Genomic DNA, 25,478 nt, shown 5'->3' with positions numbered 1-25,478 from the left:
TCGAATGAGACCGATGAGGTGCTACGTGAGGTGTTAGGGGAATCCTAGGCGCCCGAGCGGCGTGTCATCGAGTCAATCCACGTTTGATCTGGACAATGACACCCCTTTTGAGTGGCAAGGCGACAGAATGCTTGTCACTCGTTCGGCTGAACCTTCATCAGGAACACACAATCTGATCGATTGCTAGCCCTCCGACGCCTTGCCACCCGAACGGGTGGAACCGGCTGTGGCTCCCGCCTTCACGCCCCCCGCGCCCTGACCGCCGACCACCGGCTTTCCGCCGCCCGAAGGCGCCTCGAATGATTCCAACGCCTCAAGAACGTCCTGGACACGGGAGATCTCCGCCTGAATGTCCTCGCGCCTGCGCACCAGGACCTCCAGCTCGCGGCGGCCCTCGTCGACCAGCCGCTCGGCCTCCGCCTTCGCCTGCGCGAGGGCGCTCTCGGCCTCCCGGGCCAGCTCGGCCTTCTTCTGCTCGGCCTCCTTGAGCAGCGCCTCCGCCTTGCGCACGGCCGCGATCCGGACCTTGCTCGCCTCGCTGCTCGCGTCCGACACCAGCGCCTTGGCCTTCGCCTCGGCCTCGACGCTCTGCTCGGTCGCCGCCCGCACCAGCTTGTCCACGCGCTCGCCGGCCGACTTCATCTGCTCGGCGGACTCCCGGCGGGCCCGCTCGTGCAGCTCCTCGACCTCGCCCTCCACGCGGGAGCGCAGCTCCTCCGCCCGCTCCCTTATGGCGGCCGCGTCCGTGCGCGCGCCGACCAGCAGCTCGTCCGCGTCCGTACGGGCCTTCTCCACCAGGGAGTTGCCCTCGACCGTCGCCTCCGAGGAGATCCGCGCGGCCTCCTTGCGGGCCGCGTCGACCATCGCGTCGGCCTGCTCCTCGGCCGCCGTCGTCGCGGCCAGGGCCTGCGCCTGCGCGTCGCCGGTGAGCTTGTCCGCCTCGGACGCCGCCTCGGTGATGAGCCGGTCGACCTGCTCCGCGGCCTCGCTGCGGCGCTTGTTGGCCTCCTCGCGGGCCTCGTCCAGCAGCCGCTCCGACTCCGCGCGGGCCTGCGCACGGGTGCGCTCCGCCTGCGTCGCCGCCTCGGCCTTGACCCGCTCGGCCTCCGAGCGGGTACGGGTCGCGTGCTCCTGGGCCGAAGCCAGGGCCTGCGAGGCCTCCGCGCGCAGCCGTTCGGCCTCGGACCGGGCCTCGCCGACCGTGCGCTCGTTGTCCTTGCGGGTCTGCTCGGTGAGCTTGTCCGCCTCGGACGCCGCCTCGGTGATGAGCCGGTCCGCCTGCTCGGCCGCCTCGCCGCGCAGCCGGCCCGCCTCGGCGCGCGCGTCGTCGAGCGTCTGCTGCGACTCCCGCTCGGCGCTCGCCAGGGTCTCGTTCGCCGCGACCGTGACCCGGTCGGCCTCCGCGGTGGCCTCGCCGATGATCCGGCCGCCCTCCGCGCGGGCGTCGTCCAGGGTGCCCGCCGCCTCGGCGCGCAGCCGCTCGGCCTCGGCCGCGGCCTCGCCGACCGTGGCCTCGTTGGCCGCACGCGTCTCGTCGACCAGCCGGTCGCCCTCGTTGCGGGCGTCGACCAGGACCCGCGCCGCGTCCCGCTCGGCCGCGGCCAGCATGTCGGACGCCTGCCGGGTGAGCCGCTCGGCCTTCGCCGTCGCCTCCCCGACCGCGGCCTCGTTCGCGGCGCGCGTCTGCTCGGTGAGCTTGTCCGCCTCGGACGCCGCCTCGGTGATGAGCCGGTCCGCCTGCTCCGCGGCGTCGCTGCGCAGCCGGTTGGCCTCGGAGCGCGCCTCGTCCAGGGTGCCCGCCGCCTCGGCGCGGGTGGCGTCCGCCGCCTCGGCCGCCTCGGTGGTGAGCCGTTCGGCCTCCGCCGCCGCCTCGCCGACCGTCACGGCGTTCGCCGCCTCGGTCTCGCCGGTCAGCCGCTCGGCCTCCGCCGTCGCCTCCGCGACGATCCTGGCGCCCTCGGCGCGCGAGGACTCCAGGGCCTCCGCCGCCTCGCCGCGGATCCGGTTCGCGTCGTCCCGGGCGTCGGCCCGGGTACGGGCCGCGTCGCGCTCGGCCGCGGACAGCGCGTCCGTCGCCTCCGTACGAAGGCGCTGCGCGTACTCGGCGGTGTCGCCCCGCAGCTGCTCCGCCTCGGCGATCGCGTCGCCGACCGTGCGCTCGGCCAGCGCCTTCGCCGCGTCCGTCTCGGCCCGCGCCTCGGTACGGATCCGGTTGGCGTCCCCGGTGGCCCGCTCGCGCTCGTCGTAGGCGTCCGCGCGGACCCGCGCGGCCTCCTCCTCGGCCTCCGTCTTCGTACGCTCCGCCACGTGCTCGGCGGCGCTGCGCAGCCCGGCGATCTCCTCGTCGGCCTCCTCGCGCAGCCCGGCCACGGAATCCCGCACCTGCTGCGCGGTGGCCTCGGCCGCCGACACCAGCTCAGCGGCGCGCCGCTCCGCCTCCTCGGTCAGGCGGGCCGCCTCGGCCTGCGCCTCCTCGGAGCGCTTGCGGGCCGAGGCCAGCAGTTCCTCGCTCTGCTCGCGGGCCTGCGCCCGCTCGCTGTCCGCGTCCGTACGGGCCGACGCGAGGGTCTCCTCGGCCTCCCGGCGCCGCCGGGCGGCCTCCTCCTGCGCGGCGGCCAGGGCCTCGGCGGCCTCCGCGGCGACCCGCTCGGCGGCGGCCTTCGCCTCCGCGCGCAGCCGGTCCGCGGTCTCCTTCGCCTCCGCGCGCACCCGCTCGGCCTCGGACTCCGCCTCGCTGCGCAGCCGTACGGCGACCTGCTCGGCCTCCGCGCGGGTGCGCCCGGCGTCCTCCGCCGCGTCCGTGCGCAGCTGGTCGGCCTCCGCCTCCGACTGCGTCTGGAGGGTGCGGATCCGCTCCGCCGACTCGGCGCGCAGCCGGTCGGCCTCCTCGGCGGTCTCCCGCCGGATGTTCTCCGCCGCCCCGCGGGCGTCGCGCAGCGTCTGCTCGGCCGTGCCCAGCCGGCTCTCGGCCTCCGCGTGCAGGCGTACGAGCTCCTCGTCGGCCTCCGCCCGCTTCGCCGCGACGGCCTGCTCGGTCTCCTCGCGCCGCGCCCGCGCCGCCGCGTCGGCCTCGGCCCGTACGGACTCCGCCCGCTCCTCGGCCTCGCCGCGCAGCCGCTCCGCCTCGGCGCGGGTGCGCTCCAGCGTCTCCTCGGCCTGCCGGCGCAAGGTGGTGGCCCGCTCGACGGCCTCGGCGCGGACCCGCTCGCTCTCGGTGCGCGCGCCGCCGCGCAGCTCGTCCGCGTCCGACTTGGCCTTGCCCAGCAGCTCCTCGGCGGTCCGGGCCGCCTCCTCGATCTGCTGCACGGCCTCGCGGCGCGCCTCGCCGCGGATGCGCTCGCCCTCCGCGACGGCCTCGGCGCGCAGCTGCTCGGCCTCGCCGCGCAGCCGCCGGGCCTCCTCCTGGAGTTCGACGGTCCGGGCCCGGTACTCCTCGGTGTCGTCCTTCGCCGCGCCCTTGAGCTCGGCGGCCGTGGTCGCCGCCTGGGCGCGCAGCCGCTCGGACTCGGACTCGGCCTCGCGGCGGATCCGCTCGGCCTCCTCGGACGCGGCGCGGGTGGTGGCCCGGGCGTCCTCCGAGGCCTTGTTCAGTACGTCCTCGGCCGTACGGGCCGCCTTCGCCAGCTGGGCGGCCGTGTCCTCGGCCGCCGCCGCGCGGGCCTGCTCGGCGGCCTCCGCGCGCAGCCGCTCCACGCCGGCGCGGGCGTCGGCGAGGGTCTGCTCGGCCTCGGCCTTGAGGACCTCGGCGTCCTTGGTGGCCTCGCCGACCAGCCGGGCCACCTGCTCCTTGGCGGTGCGGGTGCGCTGCTCGTTCACGGACTCCGCCGAGGCGAGCTGCCGGGCGGCGCTCTCCTTGGCGTCCGCGAGGAGCTTCTCGGCCTCGGCGCGCGCGGTGCGCAGGGCGCCGTCGGCCTCCTGGGCCCGCTGCTCGGCCACCCGGCCGAGATCGAGGGTCTGCTGCCGGGTCTGCTCGGCCTCGGCGGTGGTGCTGCTGCGCAGCCGTTCGGCGTGCTCGGTGGCCTCCTGGGCCTGCGCGGAGGCGGCGGTCAGCAGCCGCTCGGCCTCCTTGCGGGCGCGCAGCAGGGTCGCCTCGGTCTCCGCACGGGCGGCCTCGGCGTCGGCGGTCAGCCGGCGGCGGGTCTCCTCGGCGACGCGTGCGGCCTCGGCGCGGGCCGCGTTCAGGGACTGCTCGGCCTCGGCGCGGGACTCGTCCATGAGCCGGCGGGCCTGCGACTCCGTACGGGAGCGCAGCTGCTCGGCCCAGGCCACGTTCTCGTTGACGTGCGCCTCGACGGTCTGGCGGCGCTCGTTGAGCTCCTGGTCCAGGCGCTGGCGGCGGTTGACGGCCTCGGCGTGCAGCTCGGCCTGGAGGCGCGCCTGGTGCTCGGCGTGCTCCTGGAGGATGCGCTGGGTCTGCGCCCGGGCGTCGCGCAGCTCGCGCTCGGCGTCCGAACGCATCTGGTCGGCCTGGATCTGGGCATTACGGAGCAGCTGCTCCGCCTGGTAGCCCATGTCCGCACTGTCGTAGGCGGGGCGGGACGCCAGATTGCGGCGCACCTCGTGGAGCTTGGCGCGCAGCACCTCGACTTGGTAGCCGAGGTCTTCGGCGTGCTGGACGGCCTTCCCGCGCTCCTTCTTCAGCCGCTCCATCTCGGCTTCGAAGCGCGAGAGATGGTCGGCTTCAGCCTGATGGCTCTCCTGGCTTTCGTAGCCCCGCACAGCGCGGTCCCATCCGTCCCCTGGTCGCAAGCTCACTCCCAATTGAGCATCGCTCGCCCGCTGAACGACGCCCCCGGGGAATGGTGTCAGATACCGGGGCAGGGGTCACAGGCCCCGACCCCGTCTCCGCACCGAACCCCGGCCGAGCCATGGCCACTCTACCGGCCGGGGAATCGGGCCATCAGTGGTCCGTCAGTGGTCGGGGTTCGAGGTGACCAGTTCGGTGAGGACTCCGTGGCAGTCCTTGGGGTGCAGGAAGGTGATCGAGGAGCCCATGGAACCCGTCCGGGGCTGGTCGTAGAGGACCCGGACGCCCTTGCCGCGGATGGCCTCCGAGTCGCCCAGGACGTCCTCGGTGCCGAAGGCGATGTGGTGCACGCCCTCGCCGTTCTTGGCCAGCCACTTGCCCACCGCGGAGTCCTCGCGGGTGGGTTCGAGGAGCTGGAGGTAGGAGGCGCCGCCGTCGGAGGTCTCGTTGATCTTGAGCATGGCCTCGCGGACACCCTGCTCCTCGTTGACCTCGGTGTGGAACACCTCGAAGCCGTACGTGGCACGGTAGAACTCGACGGTCTTGTCCAGGTCGAAGCAGGCGATCCCGATGTGGTCGATTCTTGTCAGCATGGGACCAGTGCACCGCTGCGGAGGCCCGTCACGCAACGTGCCAGCGATCACACCGACTGCCCGGTGACGGCGCGGGTACTGCTCAGTACATTCATGTAAACCCTCGTTCACCCTCATCTTCAAGGGGCTGTGCTCCATGTCCGGAACGAACAACACCACGTCAGTGATCGTCGCCGGGGCCCGCACGCCCATGGGGCGGCTGCTCGGTTCGCTGAAGTCCTTCTCCGGCGCCGATCTCGGCGGGTTCGCCATCAAGTCCGCGCTGGAGCGGGCCGGCATCGCCGGTGACCAGGTGCAATACGTGATCATGGGGCAGGTGCTCCAGGCCGGTGCGGGCCAGATCCCGGCGCGCCAGGCAGCGGTCAAGGGCGGCATTCCCATGAACGTCCCGGCGCTCACGATCAACAAGGTGTGCCTCTCCGGCCTCGACGCGATCGCGCTGGCCGACCAGCTGATCCGCGCGGGCGAGTTCGACATCGTGGTCGCGGGCGGCCAGGAGTCCATGACCAACGCCCCGCACCTGCTGCCGAAGTCCCGAGAGGGCTTCAAGTACGGCGCGATCGAGATGCTCGACGCGATGGCCTACGACGGCCTCACCGACGCCTTCGAGAACATCGCGATGGGCGAGTCCACCGAGAAGCACAACAGCCGCCTGGGCATCGAGCGCGCCCCGCAGGACGAGTTCGCCGCCGCCTCGCACCAGCGGGCCGCCGCCGCGCAGAAGAACGGCGTCTTCGAGGCCGAGATCGTCCCCGTCGAGATCCCGCAGCGCAAGGGCGACCCGGTCCTCTTCGCCCAGGACGAGGGCATCCGCCCGGAGACCACGGCCGAGTCCCTCGGCAAGCTGCGCCCGGCCTTCGCGAAGGACGGCACGATCACCGCCGGCACCTCCTCGCAGATCTCCGACGGCGCCGCCGCCGTGGTCGTGATGAGCAAGGCGAAGGCCGAGGAGCTCGGCCTGGAGTGGATCGCCGAGATCGGCGCCCACGGCAATGTGGCCGGTCCCGACAACTCGCTGCAGTCGCAGCCGTCGAACGCGATCCTGCACGCCCTGAAGAAGGAGGGGCTCCAGGTCTCCGACCTGGACCTCATCGAGATCAACGAGGCCTTCGCGGCGGTCGCCGTACAGTCAATGAAGGATCTTGGCGTGACCCCGGAAAGGGTGAACGTCAACGGTGGCGCCATCGCCCTGGGCCACCCGATCGGCATGTCCGGCGCCCGCGTGGTGCTGCACCTGGCCCTGGAGCTCGCGCGCCGGGGCGGCGGGACCGGCGCGGCCGCGCTGTGCGGCGGCGGGGGCCAGGGCGACGCCCTGATCGTCCGCGTCCCGAAGAAGAAGTAACCCCCGGCCCGCCGGACCTTCCCCAACCGAACCGAGGAGCGCAGCACGTATGACGGTGGACGTCCCCCAGCTGGTGGCCCAGGCGCGTGAGGGCAGGCCGAGAGCGGTGGCCCGGCTGATCTCGCTGGTCGAGGGGGCGTCCCCGCAGCTGCGCGAGGTGATGGCGGCCCTGGCCCCGCTGACGGGCGGGGCGTACGTGGTGGGCCTGACCGGCTCCCCGGGCGTCGGCAAGTCCACCTCCACCTCGGCGCTGGTCTCCGCGTACCGCAAGGCCGGCAAGCGGGTCGGCGTCCTCGCCGTCGACCCGTCCTCGCCGTTCTCCGGCGGTGCGCTGCTCGGCGACCGGGTCCGGATGTCGGACCACGCCTCCGACCCGGGGGTCTACATCCGCTCCATGGCCACCCGCGGCCACCTGGGCGGCCTGGCCTGGGCCGCCCCGCAGGCGATCCGGGTGCTGGACGCGGCCGGCTGCGAGGTGATCCTGGTCGAGACGGTCGGGGTCGGACAGTCGGAGGTGGAGATCGCCGCGCAGGCCGACACCTCGGTGGTGCTGCTGGCGCCCGGTATGGGCGACGGGATCCAGGCCGCGAAGGCGGGCATCCTGGAGATCGGCGACGTGTACGTGGTGAACAAGGCGGACCGCGACGGCGCCGACGCCACCGCCCGGGAGCTGAACCACATGCTGGGCCTCGGGGAGTCCCGGGGCGCGGGCGACTGGCGGCCGCCGATCGTCAAGACGGTCGCGGCGCGCGGCCAGGGCATCGACGAGCTGGTCGAGGCCCTGGAGAAGCACCGCGCGTGGATGGACGAGCGCGGGGTGCTGGCCGAGCGGCGTACGGTCCGGGCCGCGCGCGAGGTGGAGACCATCGCGGTGACGGCCCTGCGGGCCAAGATGGCGGACGTGCGCGGGGACGCGCACCTCGACGCCCTCGCGGCCCGGGTCGCGGCCGGCGAGCTGGACCCGTACGCGGCCGCGGACACGCTCCTGGCGACGCTCACGGAGTCCTGACGCACCACTTCACGCGAGAGCCGCGCCCCGGGTTCGCGGGGCGCGGCTCTCGTACGTCTGCGGGACCGACGGTCAGGCGTTGGGACGCTTGCCGTGGTTCGCCTTCTTCTTCTTGCGTGCTCGCTTCTTGTTGCCGCGCTTGGCCATGACGCCACTCCCTCGAAGATCGGGGTAATCCGGGCGTTCGCCAGTCTAGGGGCGCCCGATCAGGTCCGCACGGGAACCCGCGGACCGGCGCGCGTCAGTTGTCGCCGCCGTCGTCGTCCGAGTCCGACCCGGACACCGTGGCCTTGCCCGACGTGGCGTCGACGTGCACGTTGGTGCTCTTGTCCCCGGACTGGATCTCGACGTTCCAGTAACGGGAGCCGTTGTCGTCATCGTCGTCCCACTCCACGGACCGGACCTGGCCCGCGTGGGCGGCGACGGCCGCCTTCATCGCCTGCTGGGCGGTGACCTTCGCGGCGGCCGACGCCTTGTTCCCGCTGTCGTCGTCGCCGTCGTCGTCCGCGTTCTCGGTGAACACCTTGCCGGTGCGGGTGTCGACCGTCAGCTCCGCGTGCTTGCCGCTCTTGCCGATGATGTCGACGTGCCAGACGGGGCCGTCCTTGTCGAGGGACGTCACGACACCGGGGTACCTCTTCAGGGCGGCGGCGGCCGCGCCCGCGGCGTCCACGTCGGCGCGGGCCGGGGCGGCCGCGGGGGCGGTTCCCGCCGCGTCGGCGGTGTGCGCCGCGGCGGCCGCCACCGGGCCCCCGGCGATCAGGAGCGCGGCCGCGGCCGCGGCTGCGGCCGGGACGGCCGCCTTGTGCTTGCGCTGCATGGCTGACCTCCTCTGGCCGGCCATGCGCTTACGGTTGCTCGGCGGGCGGCCGGCGAGCGAGCGTTGTCACCCAATTCTCGGGGCAGCCGCGGCGGACGGCACCCCGGCCGGGCGCCGCCGCCCGACCGTCGCCCCGCCGCCGCCCCGCGGGCGTCAGGCCTTGCCGCGCTCGTCCCGCAGGTGGTTCGCGACCGGCCCCAGCGAGGCGCGCAGCGCCGCCAGGGCCTCCGGCGGCAGCAGGTCGATGAAGTGCCGGCGCACGGACGCCACGTGGTGCGGGGCGACCTTCTGCATCAGCTCCATGCCCCCGTCGGTCAGGACCGCGTACAGCCCCCGGCGGTCGGACTCGCAGTTCACCCGCACGACCAGGCCCGCGGTCTCCATGCGGGTGATCTGGTGGGACAGCCGGCTCTTGGACTGGAGCGTCGACGTCGCGAGATCGCTCATCCGCATCCGGTGGCCCTCGGACTCCGAGAGGTTCACCAGGATCTCGTAGTCGTTGTTGGTGAGTCCGAAGGGCTGGAGATCCTTTTCCAGCTGGTGCATCAGCAGCCGGCTGACGTCCAGGTGGGTGCGCCAGGTGCACTGCTCGGCCTCGGTCAGCCAGCGTGTGGCCGTCTCGGTCTCCATGGTCTCCATGAATGAACTCTACCTAAGAAGTTGAATTACGTACAAAGAAGAATGGTCGAATATGTCAGAGTCCCAGGCGCCGCTGGATGTCACCCAGCTGCCCCGGCATCCGCGGCACGCCCAGCTGGCCCAGCGGACCCTGCTGCCCGTGCCCGCCGCCGTAACCGGCCCCGGGCACGCCCGCCGACTCCGCGCCGGCGCCCACGGCCCCGATCGCCTGCTCCGCCATCAGCGTCTCCGAGGACTGCAGCAGCACCGTCCCGGCCCCGACGAACTCGAACTGGTGTTCCTCGCCGGAGCTGCCGCCGATGCCCGTCAGCGAGCGCAGCCCGCCGATGACGCCCGACATGTAGCCGTGGTCGTAGTGGTGGCAGGGGGACGGGCAGTCCGCCCAGCCCACCAGCGCCTGCGGGTCCACGCGCAGCGGCGGCTCCATGAACACCACCGGTCCGTTGGACGCCGCCACGAACTTCCCCGTACCGATCAGGGTCAGGAACCCGGGCACGATCGACTGCTTCAGGGCGAGCGAGGGCTGGTAGGCCAGCAGGTTCCCCGACCTGATCGTCAGGTTCCCGTTGTCCAGGTCGTACGAGTTCACGTCGAAGGCCCGGTCGGCCAGCAGCATCTTGCCCTGGCCCTCGGCCACCACCCAGTCGGCGGCGTGCATCGGCGAGTGGAAGCTCGTGCGCAGGAGCCGGTCGAAGCGGCCGTTGCCGACGCCGTTGAACTCGATGCGCCCGTAGTAGGCGATCATCTTGCCCTTCTGCAGGAACCACTGGCTCCCCTTGAGCTCCACGCAGAAGGTGTACGCGTTCACGTTGTCGTCGGAGGGCAGGGAGTGCGGGTCGAAGACCGTCGGGGCGCCGGGCCCGCCCGTCACGGGGCCGTTCGTTCCGGCGTAATGACTCACAGCTTCTCCTCCGAGGCCTGTACGTACACCGCTCCCTGACCCGAGAGCTCCAGCTGGAACGCCTCGCCCGAGCCGCGCCCCACCATGTCCCGCCAGCCGAGCGCCGCGGAGAGCTTGTTCCGGACGTCCCCGTGGTGGGCCACGTACGCCTGCGGGTCGACGTGGATCGGCCGGTTCGGGGTGATGGGGAGCTCGATGACCCCGCCGTGGGCCATCACGGCGACCGCGCCGTGCCCCTTGAGGGTGGTGGTGAACAGGCCCTGGCCGGTCACCTGGCCGCGGACCATGCCCATGACACCACCCTGCGAGCCCATGAACATCGTGCCCTGCTGGAGCGTGCCGTCGAAGGCGAGCAGCCGGTCGGCCTCGACGTACAGGGTCTCGCCGGTCAGGTTGATCACCTGGATGTGGTGGCCGCCGTGGCCGAACATCACGGTGCCGCTGCCCTCGACCGACATCAGCGGGGTCTGCTCGTTCGCCACGCGGCGCCCGATCATGCCCATCACCCCGCCCTGACCGCCCGTCAGACTCGGGGTGAAGGAGACCTCGCCGCGGTACGCGAGCATCGCGCCGCGCTGGCTGAACATCTTCTGCCCCGGGATCACCTGGGCCTCGACCATCTTCGAGTTGATCTCGCGGAACGGCATCAGATGTCGCCCCCGATGGTGTTGCGCTCGCTGGGCTGCACGTAGACCAGGCCCTCGCCCTCGAAGCGGATCTGGAACGCCTCGCCCGAACCCTCGCCGATCAGGGTGCGGAAGTTGATCCCCGACTGGAAGGACTGCTGGAGGTTCCCGGTGTGCGCGATGTACGCCCCCGGGTCGACGGAGAGCGGGTACTGGGCGCTGACGCGCAGCACCACCGCCGGCCCGTCGGACATGATCGCCGCCTGCCCGCTGCCCTCGACGGTGGTGGTGAACAGGCCGTTGCCCGTCGCCCCGCCGCGCAGGCCGGTGAAGGTGGTGCCGGTGCGCAGGCCGGCGTCGGTGCACAGGAGGTTGCTGGACTCCACGTACAGCTTCTCGCCGCGCAGGTTGACCAGATTGATCTCGCTCGCGCGGTCGGCGAAGAAGCAGGTGCCGTGCCCCTGCACTTCCATCACGGTCATCTGCTCACCCGTCAGCCGACGGGTCACCATGCCGCGCAAACCTTCGCCGCCGCCGGTCATCTTCTTGAAGGCCATCTGACCGTCGTACGCGACCATGGAGCCGTTCTTCGCTTTCACGGCGTCCCCGGTCAGGTCGACGGCCAGCACCTTGCTGCCTTGGAGTCGGAACTGAGCCACGGGATGACGTTATCGGCAGCGGGCGGAGGCGAACAGGGCCCGGTGGCCGATATCCGGCGACTGCGGCATCTCACACACCCGGGACACCCCGCCGCCCGCCCGCGGCGGCGGCCCCGCCTCAAGATCCGGCAGCGCGGCTGAGAGACTGGAACGGACCCCCGGCCACCACCCCGAAGGCTCATCGTGGACATCAAGACCGCTTCCGCCCTGCACCGGCTGCGCCTCATCTCCGTACCGGAGGCGCTGTCGTTCCCGGCCCTGCTGATCTTCGGATCGGTGCTGAGCCGGATCTCCGACATCGACTACCTGATGATGCCGCTCGGCATCCTGCACGGGATCCTGTTCGTCATCTACGCGGTCTTCCTGCTGGACGTGTGGAACAAGGCGAAGTGGCCGGTCAAGAAGGTCGCCCTGTTCTTCCTGCTGGCGCTGCTGCCCTTCGGCGGCCTCTACGGCGACAAGCTCCTCAAGCGCGAGGAGGCCGACAGCGTCATGGCGGCCCGCGCCCGGCGCGAGGCGGCGAACGCAGCGTGATCGTCGCGTTCTCGGTGACCCCGCTGGGGGTCGGCGAAGAGGTCGGCGAGTACGTGGCCGACGCGGTGCGCGTCGTACGGGAGTCGGGACTGCCGAACCGCACGGACGCCATGTTCACCTCGATCGAGGGGGAGTGGGACGAGGTGATGGACGTGGTCAAGCGCGCGGTGGCCGCGGTGGAGGAGAGGGCGCCGCGGGTCTCGCTGGTCCTCAAGGCCGACATCCGCCCCGGGGTGGTCGGCGGCCTGACGACCAAGGTGGAAACGGTGGAGCGCCACCTGGCCTAGGCCACCCCCCCGTCCCCGCCACCCGGACGGCCCTGTCCGCAGGCGGGTGCGCGGAACCCCCCGTTCGGCCGAGCCCCGTTCGACACGCCCAGGGTTTGTCACCTTTCGTGGTGATATAACCCTGGGCTTCGAGCACTGGAGGGGCCGTGCGGCCGGAAGGCTTCGACTACGAGACCCACAGCCAGCTCGCCGGCCCGTTCGCGGAGCCGGACCGCACCGCCGCCGCCCCCTACCGCGTGGGCTACCGCTCCCTGTTGTCGCGCGAGCAGCTCCGCACCCGAATACGCGCCGTCCTCCTGATGGCCCTGGCCCCGCTCGCCGCGGCCGGCCTGCTGCTCTACCTCGTCTGGCCCGCGCACTGGACCGTCCGCGAGGGCGGCGAGCGCTGGCTGGTCCACCTCGACGCCGCGATGCTCGTATCCATCGCGCTGATCATGCTCTTCATGCTGGTCAACGTCCTGTCGGTGGCCCACGCCACGATGGTCGCCCGCGATCCCGTACCGGTGCCGCCCGAACCCGGCACCAAGGTCGCCTTCCTGACCACGTACGTCCCCGGCAAGGAGCCGCTCGCCATGGTGCGGGGCACCCTCCTGGGGGCGGTCGCCCTGCGCCACGACGGCCCGCTCGACGTATGGCTGCTCGACGAGGGGGACGACCCCGAGGTCCGGGCCCTGTGCGCGGAGCTCGGCGTACGCCACTTCACCCGCAAGGGCATCGCCGGCTGGAACACCCCCAAGGGCCCCCACCGGGAGCGGACCAAGCACGGCAACTACAACGCCTGGCTGGTCGCGCACGGCGACGACTACGAGTTCTTCGCCTCCGTCGACACCGACCACGTCCCGCTGGCGAACTTCCTGGAGCGGATGCTCGGCTACTTCCGCGACCCGGACATCGCCTTCGTCGTCGGCCCGCAGGTGTACGGCAACTACACCGGCGCCGTCACCAAGGCCGCCGAATCCCAGCAGTACCTCTTCCACGCGCTGATCCAGCGCGCCGGCAACCGCTACGGCGCCCCCATGTTCGTCGGCACCAACAACGCCGTACGGATCAGCGCCCTCCGGCAGATCGGCGGGCTCTACGACTCCCTCACCGAGGACATGGCGACCGGCTTCGAGCTGCACCGCCGGCGCAATCCGGCCACCGGGCGGTTCTGGAGGTCGGTCTACACCCCCGACGTGCTCGCCGTCGGCGAGGGCCCGGCCTCGTGGACCGACTTCTTCACGCAGCAGCTGCGCTGGTCGCGGGGGACGTACGAGACCCTCCTGCGGCAGTACTGGAAAGGCTTCTTCCGGATGCCCCCGGGGCGGGCCCTCAACTACACGCTGATGCTCGTCTACTACCCGATGACGGCCGTCAACTGGCTCCTCGGCATCCTCAGCTGCGTCCTGTTCCTGTGGTTCGGCGCCTCCGGCACCCAGGTCTCCTCCGAGGTCTGGCTCATGCTCTACACCGACGCCGCCGCCCTCCAGGTGGGGCTGTACCTGTGGAACCGCCGGCACAACGTCTCCCCCCACGAGCCCGACGGCTCCGGAGGCCTGGCCGGCATGGCCATGTCCGCGATCTGCGCCCCCGTCTACCTCGCCTCGCTGGCCTCGGCCCTGATGCGCACCCGGGGCGGGTTCGTCGTCACCCCCAAGGGCGGCGACGCCAGCCCCGACCGGCCGGCGACCTTCCGGATCCACCTCGGCTGGGCCGCCGTCCTGGCCCTCTCCCTCGCGGCCTCGGTCCGCCTGGGCCACACGCACGCCGCCATGCGCACCTGGGCGGTGCTCGCCCTGCTCATCGCCCTCGCACCGGTGGCGGTGTGGGCCTGGACCCTGCTGCGCGGGGGCCGCGCCCGGGCCGCCGCCCCCTCCCGGGCCGCCGGGTCCCCGGTCCTCGGGCTCGGCCACGGGCCGGGCGAGGAGCCGGAGCCGGCGTTCGCCACGCCGACGGGAGGGAGCTGACCCATGGCCCACCGGCCGTCGAAGCAGTTCAAGAACACCGTGCTGGGCACCGGGGCCGTGGTGGTGCTGGCCGCGCTCAACGCCCCCGCCGCGCTGTCCTTCGCGCAGGAGCGCTACCACTCGTACAAGATCGGGCAGTCCAGCTACAAGATCCAGTACGGCTCGTGGGGGCAGGTCCGGCTCCCCGAGGAGTACCGGATCAACGCGATGCACGCGGCCCTGCTGCACACGGGCAAGGTGCTGCTGATCGCGGGCTCCGGCAACAACCAGAGGAAGTTCGACCGGGGCACCTTCGACACCGTCCTGTGGGACCCGCGGGACGACAGCTTCAAGAAGATCCCGACGCCCGAGGACTTCTTCTGCTCCGGCCACAGCCAGCTGCCGGACGGGCGGCTGCTGGTGGCGGGCGGCACCGCCCGCTACGAGGTCCTCGACGGGAAGGTGACCCGCGCGGGCGGCGGCATGCGGGTCAAGAACGAGAGCCCCGACAAAGTGGCCCGGCTGAAGAAGGGCACCCGGTTCCGGTCCCCGTCCGGAGTCGAGTACGTGTCGAAGTTCGACGTCACCGTGCCGAAGGCCAAGCGCGAGTTCGAGATCACGTACGGGAAGAAGGGCCACCTGAAACCCTGGCGGAGCAAGGTGGTCGCCTCGGAGGCGCGGGTCTTCGTCGAGGCGGTGAAGACGGGTGCCGAGGGGCTGACGACCGAGGCGGCGCAGTACCGGGTCCTCGGGCTCAAGGGGAAGGACGCCGACGACGTCTACGGGCTCGCGGAGCGCCTCAGCGTCGAGAAGCAGGACTTCCAGGGCATCAGGTCGGCGTACGAGTTCGACCCGAAGGCCGAGAAGTACGTCCCCGTCGACCCGATGAAGGACGCCCGCTGGTACCCGACGCTGGTGCCCCTCCAGGACGGGCGGGTCCTCGCGGTCTCCGGGCTCAACGACGTGGGGGACGTGGTCCCCGGCGACAACGAGTACTACGACCCGAAGACGAGGAAGTGGACCCGCGGCCCCTCCCGCTACTTCCCGACCTACCCCGCGCTCTTCCTCGTGCAGGGCGGCAAGCTGCTCTACACCGGGTCCAACGCGGGCTACGGCCCGGCGGACAAGGGGCGCGAGCCCGGCGTGTGGGATCTGACGGCCAACACGTTCACGAAGGTGGCGGGGCTGACCGACCCCGACCAGCTGGAGACCTCGTCCTCGGTGCTGCTGCCCCCCGCCCAGGACCAGCGGGTGATGGTGCTGGGCGGCGGCGGGGTGGGCGAGTCGAAGCTGTCGTCGAGCCGGACGGCGATCGTGGACCTCAAGGAGGACGACCCCGTCTTCCGCTCCTCCGCGCGGCTGCCGCAGGGCACCCGGTACCTGAGCAGCGTGCTGCTGCCGGACGACTCCGTGTTCACCACGGGCGGCTCCCGCGACTACCGGGGCCGGGGCGCCAGCGACGTGTACAAGGCGCAGTTCTACTACCCGCGCACCGACTCCTTCGTGGCCGCCGCCGATCCGACGGTGGGCCGCAACTACCACTCCTAGGCGCTGCTGCTGCCCGACGGGCGGATCGCGACCTTCGGCTCCGACCCGCTCTTCGCGGACAAGGACAACACCCGGCTCGGCAAGTTCGAGCACCGGCTGGAGGTGTACTCGCCGCCCTACCTCTACCGGAACCCGGCGCTGCGGCCGGCCCTGGGCGCCGGGCCGGCCGAGGTGGGCCGAGGCGGCCGGGCCACGTTCGCGACGGCGCACCCGGAGCGGATCCGGCGGGCCCGGCTGATGCGGCCGAGCGCGGTCACGCACACCACGGACGTGGAGCAGCGCTCGATCGAGCTCGGGCTGACGCGGGGGGCCGGGTCGGTGACGGTCGAGGTGCCGAAGGACCCGTCGCTGGTGCCGCCGGGCTGGTACATGCTGTTCGCGACGGATGCGGAGGGCACGCCCTCGCAGGCCCGCTGGATCCGGGTACGGGAGCCGCAGCGGCCGTCGGGGGAGGAGCCGGGGCCGGAGCCGGAGCCGTAGACGGGGGCGCGGGCGGCCGGCTACCGCGCGGCGCGGCTCGCCAGGCCCAGCGCGTACTCCGGCCACCAGCGGCCCGCCGCCGGGCCGCCGCGGCAGGGCCCGTCGGACTCCCCGGGCCGCTTGATCCAGAGGTACGCGTCGACGAGCGGGTCGCCCGTCCGGTCGGTCGGCGCGATCCCGAGGGCGCGGCCCGGCGGATTGCACCAGGACTCGTGGCCGCCGCCCGGGAGCGGGCCCTGGCCGTTGCGGCTGGTGTCGATGACGAAGTGCTTGCCGTGGGCGGCCGCGGAGATCCGGGCGCCGTACTCCCGGCCGGCCGCGTCGGGCTGGAAGTTGGAGACGTTGAGGGAGAAGCCGTCGGCCTGCCCGAGCCCGGCCCTGAAGAGGGGCTCGACGAGCTTCATCGGGTCCGGGATCCAGGCCGGATTGCCGGCGTCCAGGTAGACCTTGGTGTTCCGGTTCCTCTTCAGCCGGGTGACGGCCTCCGAGAGCAGCCGCAGGCGCTCCTCGTGGTGGGCGGCCCGGGTGCAGCCGTCCACGACGTGCGGGACGGCGTCCGGCTCCAGGACCACCACCGCCCTGGCGTCGCCGACGGCGTCGGCGAAGGCTCCGATCCAGTCGCGGTACGCGGTGGCGCCCGTGGCCCCGCCCGCCGAGTGCAGGCCGCAGTCGCGGTGGGGGATGTTGTACGCCGTGAGGAGGAGGACCCGGCCCGCCGCCTTCGCGCCCTTCGCGGCCCGGCGGATCGCGGGACCGGGGTCGTCGCCCGGCCCCCACAGGGCCATGGGCCGTTCCGCGATCCGGCGCAGCAGCTGCGCCTCGCCGTTGCGGCCCTGCGCCTCCCAGGCGGCGACCTGCCGGGCCGCGTCGCTCTCCGGGTCCACCCAGTACGGGGATCCGGCGGGCGCGGCCTCGGCGGGCGCGGGCGAGGGGGCGGACTCCTCGCTCCCGCAGCCGGGGACCGCGGCGATCAGCAGCGCGACGCCGAGCGCGGCGGCGAGGGATCTGGGGCGGGGGCGGCCTGGCATCCGGGTTCCTCGAAGGGTCGACACACGGAAATCACGACCGGCACATCGTGACATGACGGTCAGTCACCCCGGTTCCGCGACACCGGACCTGCCTGCCTGCCTCCGGGGCCGGCCGCCCGTCGCCAGGGCGATGGCGAGCGGGGTGCGCTCGTACAGGACCCGGTGACCGTGCCGGGCCGAGATCAGCAGGCCCGCGCCGTGCAGGGCCTTGAGGTGCGCCGAGACCGTGGCCGGAGCCAGGCCCAGCCGGTGGGCCAGGTCCGTCGTGGAAGCCGGTTCGTCGAGCGCGCACAGCACGTCGGCCCGGCCCCGGCCCAGCAGCCGCGCGAGCGCCTGCGGGGTCGGGCCCGCCGAGCCCGTCCACAGCGCGCCGATGCCGCGGGCCGGGTACACCAGCGTCGGCTGCCAGGGCGGGTCGTAGCCGCCCACCACCTCCGGCCAGACGAACGCGCTCGGCATGAGGAGCAGGCCCTGCCCGTCGAGGGAGCGGTCGTGGTGGGTGGGGCGGTCGATGGTGAGCGTCCCGTCCGACCAGCGCAGGTCCGGGTGCAGGCCGTCGAACAGCGCCTCCAGCCCGCCGGCGGCGAGCCGCCGCGAGTGGAACACGATGTCGGCCTCCAGCAGGGACCGCAGCCGGGGCCAGTGCGGGGCGATCAGCGCCGCCCAGGCCTGCTCGAAGAGGTCGGCCAGCTCCCGTACGGCGCGCACCGGATCGGCGAGCATCCGCCGCCCGAGCTCGCTCTCGGCGGCGCCCGGCGTGCAGACGAGGGAGCGCCGCAGGTCCTCCCGCACGGCCTCCGGATCCGCGGCGGCCGCCGCCGAGCGGACGCGGGCCAGCTCCTCCTCGAAGGTCACGGTGGGGCCGAGCGGGGGCGGGCTCAGGAAGTCGGGGTTGTGTCCGCTCTGCGGCATCAGGAGCCACAGGGGGCGCAGGTCGAGGCCGTCGGCGGCCGCGCCGATGCGGCGCAGCCAAGGCAGGTGGTACTGCTGGCGGGCCGGCCGCAGCAGGGTCCGTACCGCTTCCTGGGTCTCCCAGCGGGGCGAGACGGAGAACCGGCAGCGGAGCAGGTCCCCGGCCCCGAACCGGAAGTGGAACGCCATGTCCCTCCCGGGCGCGTGATGCGTGAGTGATTCGCCGCAGGACGAATCACTGCCGTACGCCCACGGTAGCCCCGCAGGGTCTCCGTATGTCCATCACCGTCAACGAGGCCGCGGGCGGCTACCGGTCCGTTTTCCGGGTCGGGGAGTTCCGGCCCGTGTTCGCCGCGCACCTGCTCTCCGTACTCGGGACCGTCGTCGCCGAGATCGCCCTCACCGTCCTCGTGTTCCGCGCGACCGGCTCGCCCCTGATGAGCGCGCTCACCTTCGCGCTCGGCTTCCTCCCGTACGCCCTCGGCGGCACCCTCCTCGCCGGGGTCGCCGACCGGCGGCCCGCCCGGCGGGTGCTCGTCGGCTGCGACCTCGTCTGCGCCGCCTGCGCGACGGCCATGGTCCTGCCCGCCACCCCCGTCGCCGGGCTGCTCGTCCTGCGCTGCGCCATGGCCTTCGTCGCCCCGCTGTTCCAGGGCACGCGCAACGCCTCGCTGGCCGACGTCCTCGGGCCCGGCGACGGCTACGTCCTCGGCCGCTCCCTCATGCGCATGGTGGCCCAGAGCGCCCAGCTCATCGGCTTCGGTCTCGGCGGGCTGCTGCTCACCGTCCTCGCCCCGCGCGCCGCCATCGCGCTGACCGCCGCCGGTTTCCTCTGCTCGGCCCTGCTGCTGCGCTTCGGCACCCGCTCCCGTCCCGCCCGCGCCGCCGCCCGCACCTCCCCGCTCGCCGGGGCGCGGGCCGTCCTCGGCGACCGCCGGCGGCGCGCCCTGATCCTGCTGTTCTGGCTGCCGCCCGTCTTCGTCATCGCCCCCGAGGCGCTGCTCGTTCCGTACGCCGACGGCATCGGCGCCGGCACCGCCGCCCTGGGAGTGATGATGTGCGCGCTGCCCGTCGGCACCATCGCGGGTGAACTGTGGGCCGGCTCGGTGCTCGGCCCGCGCACCCGTTCCCGGATCGTCGCCCCGCTCGCGGCCGCCGGCCTGCTGCCGCTGCTCGTCTACGCCTTCCGGCCCGGAGTGACGGCCGTGCTCGCCGCCCTGCTGCTCGCCGGGCTGGCGCACGCCTACACCCTCGGCCTCGACCAGTGGTACGTCGACGCCGTCCCGGACGCGCTGCGCGGCCGGGCGATGACCCTGCTGAGCACCGGGCTGATGACCCTCCAGGGCGTCGGCATGGCCCTGGCCGGGCTGGCCGCCGAATTCCTGCCGGTGCACGCGGTCGTCGCGGGCGCGGGTGTGCTCGGTACGGCGGTGGTCCTGCTCCTCCTCGCCGAACTGCGGTCCGCGGGCCCGCGGGAGGGCCGACCGAAGAATGAGACGGGGCCCGCCGCCAAATGACCGCCCGGTAGGGTCGGGTGCGTGTCCAAGCCGCTCAGCCTCCCCTTCGACCCCATCGCCCGCGCCGACGAGCTCTGGCAGCGCCGCTGGGGGCCGGTGCCCTCGATGGCCGCCATCACCTCGATCATGCGCGCGCACCAGATCCTGCTCGGCGAGGTCGACGCGGTGGTCAAGCCGTACGGGCTGACCTTCGCCCGGTACGAGGCGCTGGTGCTGCTCACCTTCTCCAAGGCCGGTGAGCTGCCGATGTCGAAGATCGGCGAGCGGCTGATGGTCCACCCGACGTCGGTGACGAACACGGTGGACCGGCTGGTGCGCTCCGGGCTCGTGGCCAAGCGGCCCAATCCGAACGACGGCCGCGGCACGCTCGCGTCCATCACGGACAAGGGGCGCGAGGTCGTCGAGGCGGCGACCGAGGACCTGATGGCCGTCGACTTCGGGCTGCGCGCGTACGACGCCGAGGAATGCCAGGAGATCTTCGCGCTCCTGCGCCCCCTGCGGGTCGCCGCCGCGGACTTCGAGGAGTAGCGGAGCGCGCTCGCCGGGCCCCCGTCAAGATCGAGCAAAACGGACGGTTAGGCTCGTCGGCATGAAGAAGAGCGTGCTGACCCGCTACCGGGTCATGGCCTACCTGACCGCGGTCATGCTGTTGATCCTCTGCACCTGCATGGTTTTCAAGTACGGCTTCGAGACCGGCGCCGACCTGACCCTCGCGGTCTCGCAGGTGCACGGCGTGCTGTTCATGATCTACCTGGTGTTCGCCTTCGACCTCGGGTCCAAGGCCCGCTGGCCGTTCCCGAAGCTGCTGTGGGTGCTGGTCTCCGGCACGATCCCGCTGGCCGCCTTCTTCGTCGAGCGCAAGGTCCGCGCCGAGGTCGAGCCGCTCGTCGAGGGCGATCTGGCCACCGCCGACGCCTAGAGCGCGGCTCGCGTACCGACACCCCGGGGAGACTCCCCGGGGTTTCCCATCGACATTTACTAGGACGTCCTAGTAAATTCATGGGTATGGACGCTGACGCCATCGAGGAGGGCCGCCGCCGCTGGCAGGCCCGTTATGACAAGGCCCGCAAGCGCGAGGCCGATTTCACCACGCTCTCCGGGGATGACGTCGATCCCGTCTACGGGCCCCGCCCCGGCGACGCGTACGAGGGATTCGAGCGCATCGGCTGGCCGGGGGAGTACCCGTACACCCGCGGCCTGCACGCCACCGGATACCGCGGCCGGACCTGGACCATCCGCCAGTTCGCCGGCTTCGGCAACGCGGAGCAGACCAACGAGCGCTACAAGATGATCCTGGCCGCCGGCGGCGGCGGGCTCTCCGTGGCCTTCGACATGCCGACCCTCATGGGCCGCGACTCCGACGACCCCCGCGCGCTCGGCGAGGTCGGCCACTGCGGGGTCGCCATAGACTCCGCCGCCGACATGGAGGTCCTGTTCCAGGACATCCCGCTGGGCGACGTGACCACCTCGATGACGATCTCGGGCCCGGCCGTGCCCGCCTTCTGCATGTACCTGGTCGCCGCCGAGCGGCAGGGCGTGGACCCGGCCGTGCTCAACGGGACGCTCCAGACGGACATCTTCAAGGAGTACATCGCCCAGAAGGAGTGGCTCTTCGAACCCGAGCCGCACCTGCGCCTCATCGGCGACCTCATGGAGTACTGCGCCGAGGGCATCCCGGCGTACAAGCCGCTGTCCGTCTCCGGCTACCACATCCGCGAGGCCGGGGCCACGGCCGCGCAGGAGCTCGCGTACACCCTCGCCGACGGGTTCGGGTACGTGGAGCTGGGCCTGTCCCGGGGTCTGGACGTGGACCACTTCGCCTCCGGCCTCTCCTTCTTCTTCGACGCGCACCTCGACTTCTTCGAGGAGATCGCCAAGTTCCGCGCCGCCCGCCGGATCTGGGCGCGCTGGATGAAGGAGGTGTACGGGGCGCAGAGCGAGAAGTCGATGTGGCTGCGCTTCCACACCCAGACGGCCGGCGTCTCGCTGACCGCGCAGCAGCCGTACAACAACGTCGTCCGCACCGCGGTCGAGGCCCTCGCGGCCGTCCTCGGCGGCACCAACTCGCTGCACACCAACGCCCTCGACGAGACCCTCGCGCTGCCCAGCGAGCAGGCCGCCGAGATCGCCCTGCGCACGCAGCAGGTGCTGATGGAGGAGACCGGCGTGGCCAACGTGGCCGACCCGCTGGGCGGTTCCTGGTACGTGGAGCAGCTGACCGACCGCATCGAGGCCGACGCCGAGAAGATCTTCGACCAGATCAAGGAGCGCGGTCTGCGCGCCCACCCGGACGGGCAGCACCCGATCGGGCCGATCACCTCGGGCATCCTGCGCGGCATCGAGGACGGCTGGTTCACCGGGGAGATCGCCGAGTCGGCCTTCCAGTACCAGCGGTCCCTGGAGAAGGGCGACAAGCGGGTCGTCGGCGTCAACGTGCACCACGGGTCGGTGACCGGGGACCTGGAGATCCTGCGCGTCAGCCACGAGGTGGAGCGCGTGCAGGTGGAGCACCTGGCGGCCCGCAAGGCGCGGCGCGACGACGCGAAGGTGAAGTCCTCGCTGGACGCGATGCTGGCCGCGGCCCGCGACGGGTCGAACATGATCCCGGCGATGCTCGACGCGGTGCGCGCCGAGGCCACGCTCGGGGAGATCTGCAACGTGCTGCGCGACGAGTGGGGCACGTACACGGAGCCGCCGGGCTTCTGATCCGCCGGCCCGGAGGCCGGTCGCGGCACCCTCTGGGGGCCCGCGGCCGGCCTTCGGCGCGTCAGGCGTGGGCGGGGCCCTGGAGGCCGTGCATCAGGAGGGCCGTGAAGGTGGCCACCCACAGCTCGTCCACCGGTTCGGAGCTGACCAGGGCGCGGTGCACCACCGTGCCCGCGATCACGTCGAAGATCAGGTCCGTGGTACGGCAGGCGAGCTCCTCGTCCTCTTCGTACGGGAGTTCGCCGCGGGCCTGGGCCCGTTCGCGACCCAGTACGACGAGACGTTTCTGCCGATCCACGATCGCCGACCGGATGCGGTCGCGCAGGGCTTCGTCGCGGGTGGACTCGGCCACGACCGCCATCAGGGCGGTACGGGCCTCCGGCCGCCGCAGCAGCGCCGCGAACTGCAGGACCACGTCCTCTATGTCGGCTTCGAGGGAGCCGCGGTCGGGGAGTTCGAGGGAGTCGAAGAGTTCCGCGACGGCGTCCACGACCAGCTCGTTCTTGCCGGCCCAGCGGCGGTAGAGGGTGGTCTTGGCGACCCCGGCCCGGGTGGAGACGTCGCCCATCGTCAGCTTCGACCAGCCCAGCTCGACCAGCGCGTCCCGCGTCGCGGCGAGGATCGCGGCGTCCGCGGCGGCGCTGCGGGGGCGGCCGGTGCGTCCGGTCGGGGGGCTGGCGTTGCGCATGGCCGAGACCATACCCGTCGGTAGCCAAGGCGGCGGGCTCCGAAATGCTGTGGTTCAGATCACGGGGCGCGAAGCGGCGCGGGGAGTTACGCTACGGCTCGTAGCGTAAGAGCGACGACCACGCGAAGCTACCGGCGCCAGGTGGGGACCCGGCGCCAACAACGCACCACCGAGGGTACTCAAGAAGGCATTTCGGCCGATCTTTTTCGTCGGCGCGCGCACACGGGGGAGGATGTACGCATGCAGCCCAGAAACATGTCCATGAGCGGCGTCGTCGACCTCGCCGCTGTGAAGGCGGCCGGCGAGGCCAAGGCGAAGGCCGAGCAGGCCCGTGCCGAAGCGGCCCGGCAGGCCGCCCAGGGCGGCGCGCCCGCGTCCGCCGGTGCCGTGCCGCCGTCCGCGCTCGTGATCGACGTCGACGAGGCCGGCTTCGAACGCGACGTCCTCCAGCTCTCCGCCGAGGTCCCGGTCATCCTGGACTTCTGGGCCGAGTGGTGCGAGCCCTGCAAGCAGCTCAGCCCGCTCCTGGAGCGCCTGACGGTCGAGGCGAACGGCCGCCTCCTGCTGGCCAAGGTCGACGTCGACTCCAACCAGATGCTGATGCAGCAGTTCGGCATTCAGGGCATTCCGGCCGTGTTCGCCGTGGTCGCGGGCCAGGTGCTGCCGCTGTTCCAGGGCGTGGCCCCCGAGCAGGAGATCCGCGAGACCCTCGCCCAGCTGGTCCAGGTCGCCGAGGAGCGCTTCGGGATCATCGGCATCGAGGTGGACCCGAACGCCGAGGGGGGCCCCGCGGGCATCCCGGCCGAGGGTGCGGCCGAGGCCCCTGCGGGCCCGTACGACGCGCTGCTCGAAGCGGCCGTCGTCGCGCTGGACGCCGGTGACCTCGGCGGCGCGGTGCAGGCGTACAAGAACGTACTGGCCGACGACCCGGCCAACACCGAGGCCAAGCTGGGCCTGGCCCAGGCCGAGCTGCTCGCCCGGGTCAAGGACATGAACCCGCAGGCGGTGCGCGCCGCGGCGGCCGAGGACCCGAAGGACCCGGCGGCCCAGATCGCCGCGGCGGACCTGGACCTGGTCGGCGGTCACGTCGAAGACGCCTTCGGGCGCCTGGTGGACACGGTCCGGGTGACGGTGGGCGCGGACCGGGACGCGGTACGGGTCCGGCTGCTGGAGCTGTTCGAGGTCATCGGGGCCGACGACCCGCGGGTGGCGGCGGCCCGTACGGCGCTCGCGCGGGTGCTGTTCTAGCCCCGACCCCAGTGCCGACGATTTGTTGACACGTAGATAAACAGCAGCCGCACTTTGCCAAAACTTGGTAAATGCGGCTGCTGTTACTCGCAGTAAGTGGAACCCCGTGAACTGTCCGGTGTGTTCATGAATCGACCGCTCTGTCGTGGCCCATGGTGACACCCAGCGTCGTCGCCCGATGGCGCCGGGTCGATCCCCGGTTATCTTGCCGTTACCCGCCAGTAACGAACCCCCTTGTGCCCCGGCCTGTAATGGACCACGATCGGCGACGCTCGGTCCTTCCCGCAGTCCCGCTCATCGGAGCCGCGGCGGAGGGTCCCCACCGGGCCGGCCGGCGCCAGGGGTGCCGGCCGTGGGACAGGGGGGTCTCCGCCACACCGGCGGAGCCTGTCCTCCTGGTTGCGCGAACGCGTGACCCAGTGGTTGTCGCTCGGGGGTGGACGCCGGTGTATCGGACGCGGCTGTGCCGCGGCTCGGCCGCCTGCGCTCCTTCCCGAGGACGTAGCACTTCTCCCATCCCAGGACGGGTACGGCCCGGACCGGAGATGTACGTCCGAGAAGGAGGAACGAATAATGAGTTCTCAGGTTCGTGGCGGGACCAGATGGAAGCGCTTCGCGCTCGTCATGGTGCCGAGCATCGCGGCCACCGCCGCGGTCGGTGTGGGTCTGGCGCAGGGTGCCCTCGCGGCGTCCTTCAGCGTCTCCGGCCAGGACTTCAAGGTCTCGGCCGACAAGCTCGACGGTGACGACCTGCTCCAGTACGGCAGCGTCGCCAAGGGCAAGGGCCTGGACGGCAAGGACGCGGCGCACCCGGTCACCATCTCCGGGTTCCGTCACGCCGAGATCACCAACATGTGCCAGTCCCTGGTGACCCCGATCCCGGGCCTCGGCAACATCACGATGCAGCTGCGGACGGGCAACAAGGGCAAGCCCGCCGTCGCGGAGAACATCTACCTGGATGTCGCCGAGCTCGACACCGACGCCACGTTCACCGACCTGGACATCGGTGTCGCGGTCGGCGCCGCGGCCGACGACAAGCACCCCACCGCGCCGCAGGCCGGCACGGTGGCGAACGGCTCGCTGTTCTCGCAGCGCGCCAAGAAGGCCGTTCTGACCAACGTGCGTCAGAAGGCGTGGGCGACGACGGCGGGTACCTTCACGCTGCCCGACCTCAAGCTGCGCCTGCTCAGCGGCGACCAGCCGTGCTACCAGGACGAGAAGTAGTCCGTCCCGGGGCGTGACCGGTGGAGGCGGGTGGCGGCCGTGGCC

At 72.4% G+C, this 25,478-nt stretch carries 21 protein-coding genes and 1 pseudogene; 12 read left to right on the top strand and 10 right to left on the bottom strand.

Going from position 1 to position 25,478, the window contains the following annotated elements; genetic code table 11:
- Nucleotides 1-183: 183 nt before the first annotated feature.
- Together scy and mce are read right to left on the bottom strand one after the other, a co-directional pair.
- Nucleotides 184-4,719 carry a polarized growth protein Scy gene (gene scy, locus AB0M92_RS07140; RefSeq protein ID WP_366101069.1) on the bottom strand — a complete coding sequence of 1,512 codons (4,536 nt, stop codon included), beginning with the start codon at nt 4,717-4,719 and terminating at the stop codon, nt 184-186.
- A gap of 192 nt (nt 4,720-4,911) precedes the next feature.
- On the bottom strand, nt 4,912-5,340 hold the full coding sequence (mce, locus tag AB0M92_RS07135) for a methylmalonyl-CoA epimerase (protein ID WP_048476381.1): 429 nt from the start codon (nt 5,338-5,340) through the stop codon (nt 4,912-4,914).
- 136 nt (nt 5,341-5,476) lie between these two features.
- Between mce and AB0M92_RS07130 the strand changes: the two genes are divergently transcribed.
- Together AB0M92_RS07130 and meaB are read left to right on the top strand one after the other, a co-directional pair.
- A complete protein-coding gene (locus AB0M92_RS07130) occupies nt 5,477-6,682 on the top strand; it encodes an acetyl-CoA C-acetyltransferase (protein ID WP_366101068.1) in 1,206 nt (401 codons plus the stop codon).
- Between the two features lie 49 nt (nt 6,683-6,731).
- On the top strand, nt 6,732-7,691 hold the full coding sequence (meaB, locus tag AB0M92_RS07125; RefSeq protein ID WP_366101067.1) for a methylmalonyl Co-A mutase-associated GTPase MeaB: 960 nt from the start codon (nt 6,732-6,734) through the stop codon (nt 7,689-7,691).
- A 241-nt stretch (nt 7,692-7,932) separates the two neighbouring features.
- Here the strand turns inward: meaB and AB0M92_RS07120 are convergent, their stop codons facing one another.
- The 5 genes from AB0M92_RS07120 to AB0M92_RS07100 form a co-directional block, all read right to left on the bottom strand.
- Nucleotides 7,933-8,511: a PepSY domain-containing protein gene (locus AB0M92_RS07120; RefSeq protein WP_366101066.1), complete on the bottom strand. Its 579-nt coding sequence runs from the start codon at nt 8,509-8,511 to the stop codon at nt 7,933-7,935.
- Between the two features lie 153 nt (nt 8,512-8,664).
- Nucleotides 8,665-9,141: a MarR family transcriptional regulator gene (locus AB0M92_RS07115; RefSeq protein ID WP_366101167.1), complete on the bottom strand. Its 477-nt coding sequence runs from the start codon at nt 9,139-9,141 to the stop codon at nt 8,665-8,667.
- Between the two features lie 64 nt (nt 9,142-9,205).
- Complete coding sequence (locus AB0M92_RS07110; RefSeq protein ID WP_366101166.1) at nt 9,206-10,021, bottom strand: AIM24 family protein; 816 nt, start codon at nt 10,019-10,021, stop codon at nt 9,206-9,208.
- 26 nt (nt 10,022-10,047) lie between these two features.
- Nucleotides 10,048-10,698 carry an AIM24 family protein gene (locus AB0M92_RS07105; RefSeq protein WP_366101065.1) on the bottom strand — a complete coding sequence of 217 codons (651 nt, stop codon included), beginning with the start codon at nt 10,696-10,698 and terminating at the stop codon, nt 10,048-10,050.
- A complete protein-coding gene (locus AB0M92_RS07100) occupies nt 10,698-11,336 on the bottom strand; it encodes an AIM24 family protein (RefSeq protein ID WP_053689446.1) in 639 nt (212 codons plus the stop codon). Before AB0M92_RS07100 ends, AB0M92_RS07105 begins: the two co-directional genes overlap by 1 nt.
- Nucleotides 11,337-11,519: 183 nt before the next feature.
- Here AB0M92_RS07100 and AB0M92_RS07095 point away from each other — a divergent pair, with 183 nt between their 5' ends.
- From AB0M92_RS07095 to AB0M92_RS07080, 4 genes and pseudogenes are all read left to right on the top strand, one after another.
- Nucleotides 11,520-11,870, top strand: coding sequence for a DUF3817 domain-containing protein (locus AB0M92_RS07095; RefSeq protein WP_030153811.1), 351 nt, complete (start codon nt 11,520-11,522; stop codon nt 11,868-11,870).
- Nucleotides 11,867-12,157, top strand: a complete 291-nt coding sequence (locus tag AB0M92_RS07090) for an MTH1187 family thiamine-binding protein (RefSeq protein WP_366101064.1) — start codon at nt 11,867-11,869, stop codon at nt 12,155-12,157. The genes AB0M92_RS07095 and AB0M92_RS07090 overlap by 4 nt, the downstream gene beginning before the upstream one ends.
- Before the next feature lie 146 nt (nt 12,158-12,303).
- The gene (locus AB0M92_RS07085; protein ID WP_366101063.1) at nt 12,304-14,103 is read left to right on the top strand and encodes a cellulose synthase catalytic subunit; all 1,800 of its coding nucleotides are present in this window, start codon (nt 12,304-12,306) and stop codon (nt 14,101-14,103) included.
- A 3-nt stretch (nt 14,104-14,106) separates the two neighbouring features.
- Nucleotides 14,107-16,110, top strand: a pseudogene (locus AB0M92_RS07080) (kelch motif-containing protein).
- Between the two features lie 20 nt (nt 16,111-16,130).
- Here the strand turns inward: AB0M92_RS07080 and AB0M92_RS07075 are convergent.
- Both AB0M92_RS07075 and AB0M92_RS07070 read right to left on the bottom strand, forming a co-directional pair.
- Complete coding sequence (locus AB0M92_RS07075; RefSeq protein WP_366101062.1) at nt 16,131-17,138, bottom strand: glycoside hydrolase family 6 protein; 1,008 nt, start codon at nt 17,136-17,138, stop codon at nt 16,131-16,133.
- A gap of 63 nt (nt 17,139-17,201) precedes the next feature.
- Nucleotides 17,202-18,239, bottom strand: coding sequence for a DUF5937 family protein (locus AB0M92_RS07070; protein ID WP_366101061.1), 1,038 nt, complete (start codon nt 18,237-18,239; stop codon nt 17,202-17,204).
- A gap of 86 nt (nt 18,240-18,325) precedes the next feature.
- On the opposite strand from AB0M92_RS07070, the gene AB0M92_RS07065 reads away from it, so the two are divergent.
- The 4 genes from AB0M92_RS07065 to AB0M92_RS07050 all read left to right on the top strand — a co-directional run bounded on the left by AB0M92_RS07065 (nt 18,326) and on the right by AB0M92_RS07050 (nt 22,273).
- Nucleotides 18,326-19,567 (top strand): MFS transporter, encoded by a 1,242-nt coding sequence (locus tag AB0M92_RS07065; RefSeq protein ID WP_366101060.1) that lies wholly within the window; start codon nt 18,326-18,328, stop codon nt 19,565-19,567.
- Nucleotides 19,568-19,588: 21 nt separating this feature from the next.
- Nucleotides 19,589-20,095 (top strand): MarR family transcriptional regulator, encoded by a 507-nt coding sequence (locus AB0M92_RS07060; protein ID WP_366101059.1) that lies wholly within the window; start codon nt 19,589-19,591, stop codon nt 20,093-20,095.
- A 61-nt stretch (nt 20,096-20,156) separates the two neighbouring features.
- On the top strand, nt 20,157-20,486 hold the full coding sequence (locus AB0M92_RS07055) for a DUF3817 domain-containing protein (RefSeq protein WP_366101057.1): 330 nt from the start codon (nt 20,157-20,159) through the stop codon (nt 20,484-20,486).
- 86 nt (nt 20,487-20,572) lie between these two features.
- Nucleotides 20,573-22,273, top strand: coding sequence for a methylmalonyl-CoA mutase family protein (locus AB0M92_RS07050; RefSeq protein WP_366101056.1), 1,701 nt, complete (start codon nt 20,573-20,575; stop codon nt 22,271-22,273).
- 61 nt (nt 22,274-22,334) lie between these two features.
- Here the strand turns inward: AB0M92_RS07050 and AB0M92_RS07045 are convergent, their stop codons facing one another.
- Nucleotides 22,335-22,961 carry a TetR/AcrR family transcriptional regulator gene (locus AB0M92_RS07045; protein WP_366101055.1) on the bottom strand — a complete coding sequence of 209 codons (627 nt, stop codon included), beginning with the start codon at nt 22,959-22,961 and terminating at the stop codon, nt 22,335-22,337.
- A 240-nt stretch (nt 22,962-23,201) separates the two neighbouring features.
- On the opposite strand from AB0M92_RS07045, the gene AB0M92_RS07040 reads away from it, so the two are divergent.
- Nucleotides 23,202-24,209 carry a tetratricopeptide repeat protein gene (locus AB0M92_RS07040; protein WP_366101054.1) on the top strand — a complete coding sequence of 336 codons (1,008 nt, stop codon included), beginning with the start codon at nt 23,202-23,204 and terminating at the stop codon, nt 24,207-24,209.
- Between the two features lie 573 nt (nt 24,210-24,782).
- On the top strand, nt 24,783-25,433 hold the full coding sequence (locus AB0M92_RS07035; RefSeq protein WP_366101053.1) for a DUF6230 family protein: 651 nt from the start codon (nt 24,783-24,785) through the stop codon (nt 25,431-25,433).
- Nucleotides 25,434-25,478: the final 45 nt, after the last annotated feature.

The organism is Streptomyces sp. NPDC051582 (assembly GCF_040681715.1).
Lineage (GTDB): Bacteria > Actinomycetota > Actinomycetes > Streptomycetales > Streptomycetaceae > Streptomyces.
Note: the sequence above shows the minus strand (reverse complement) of the source record. Positions and strands in the feature narration are given on the sequence as shown.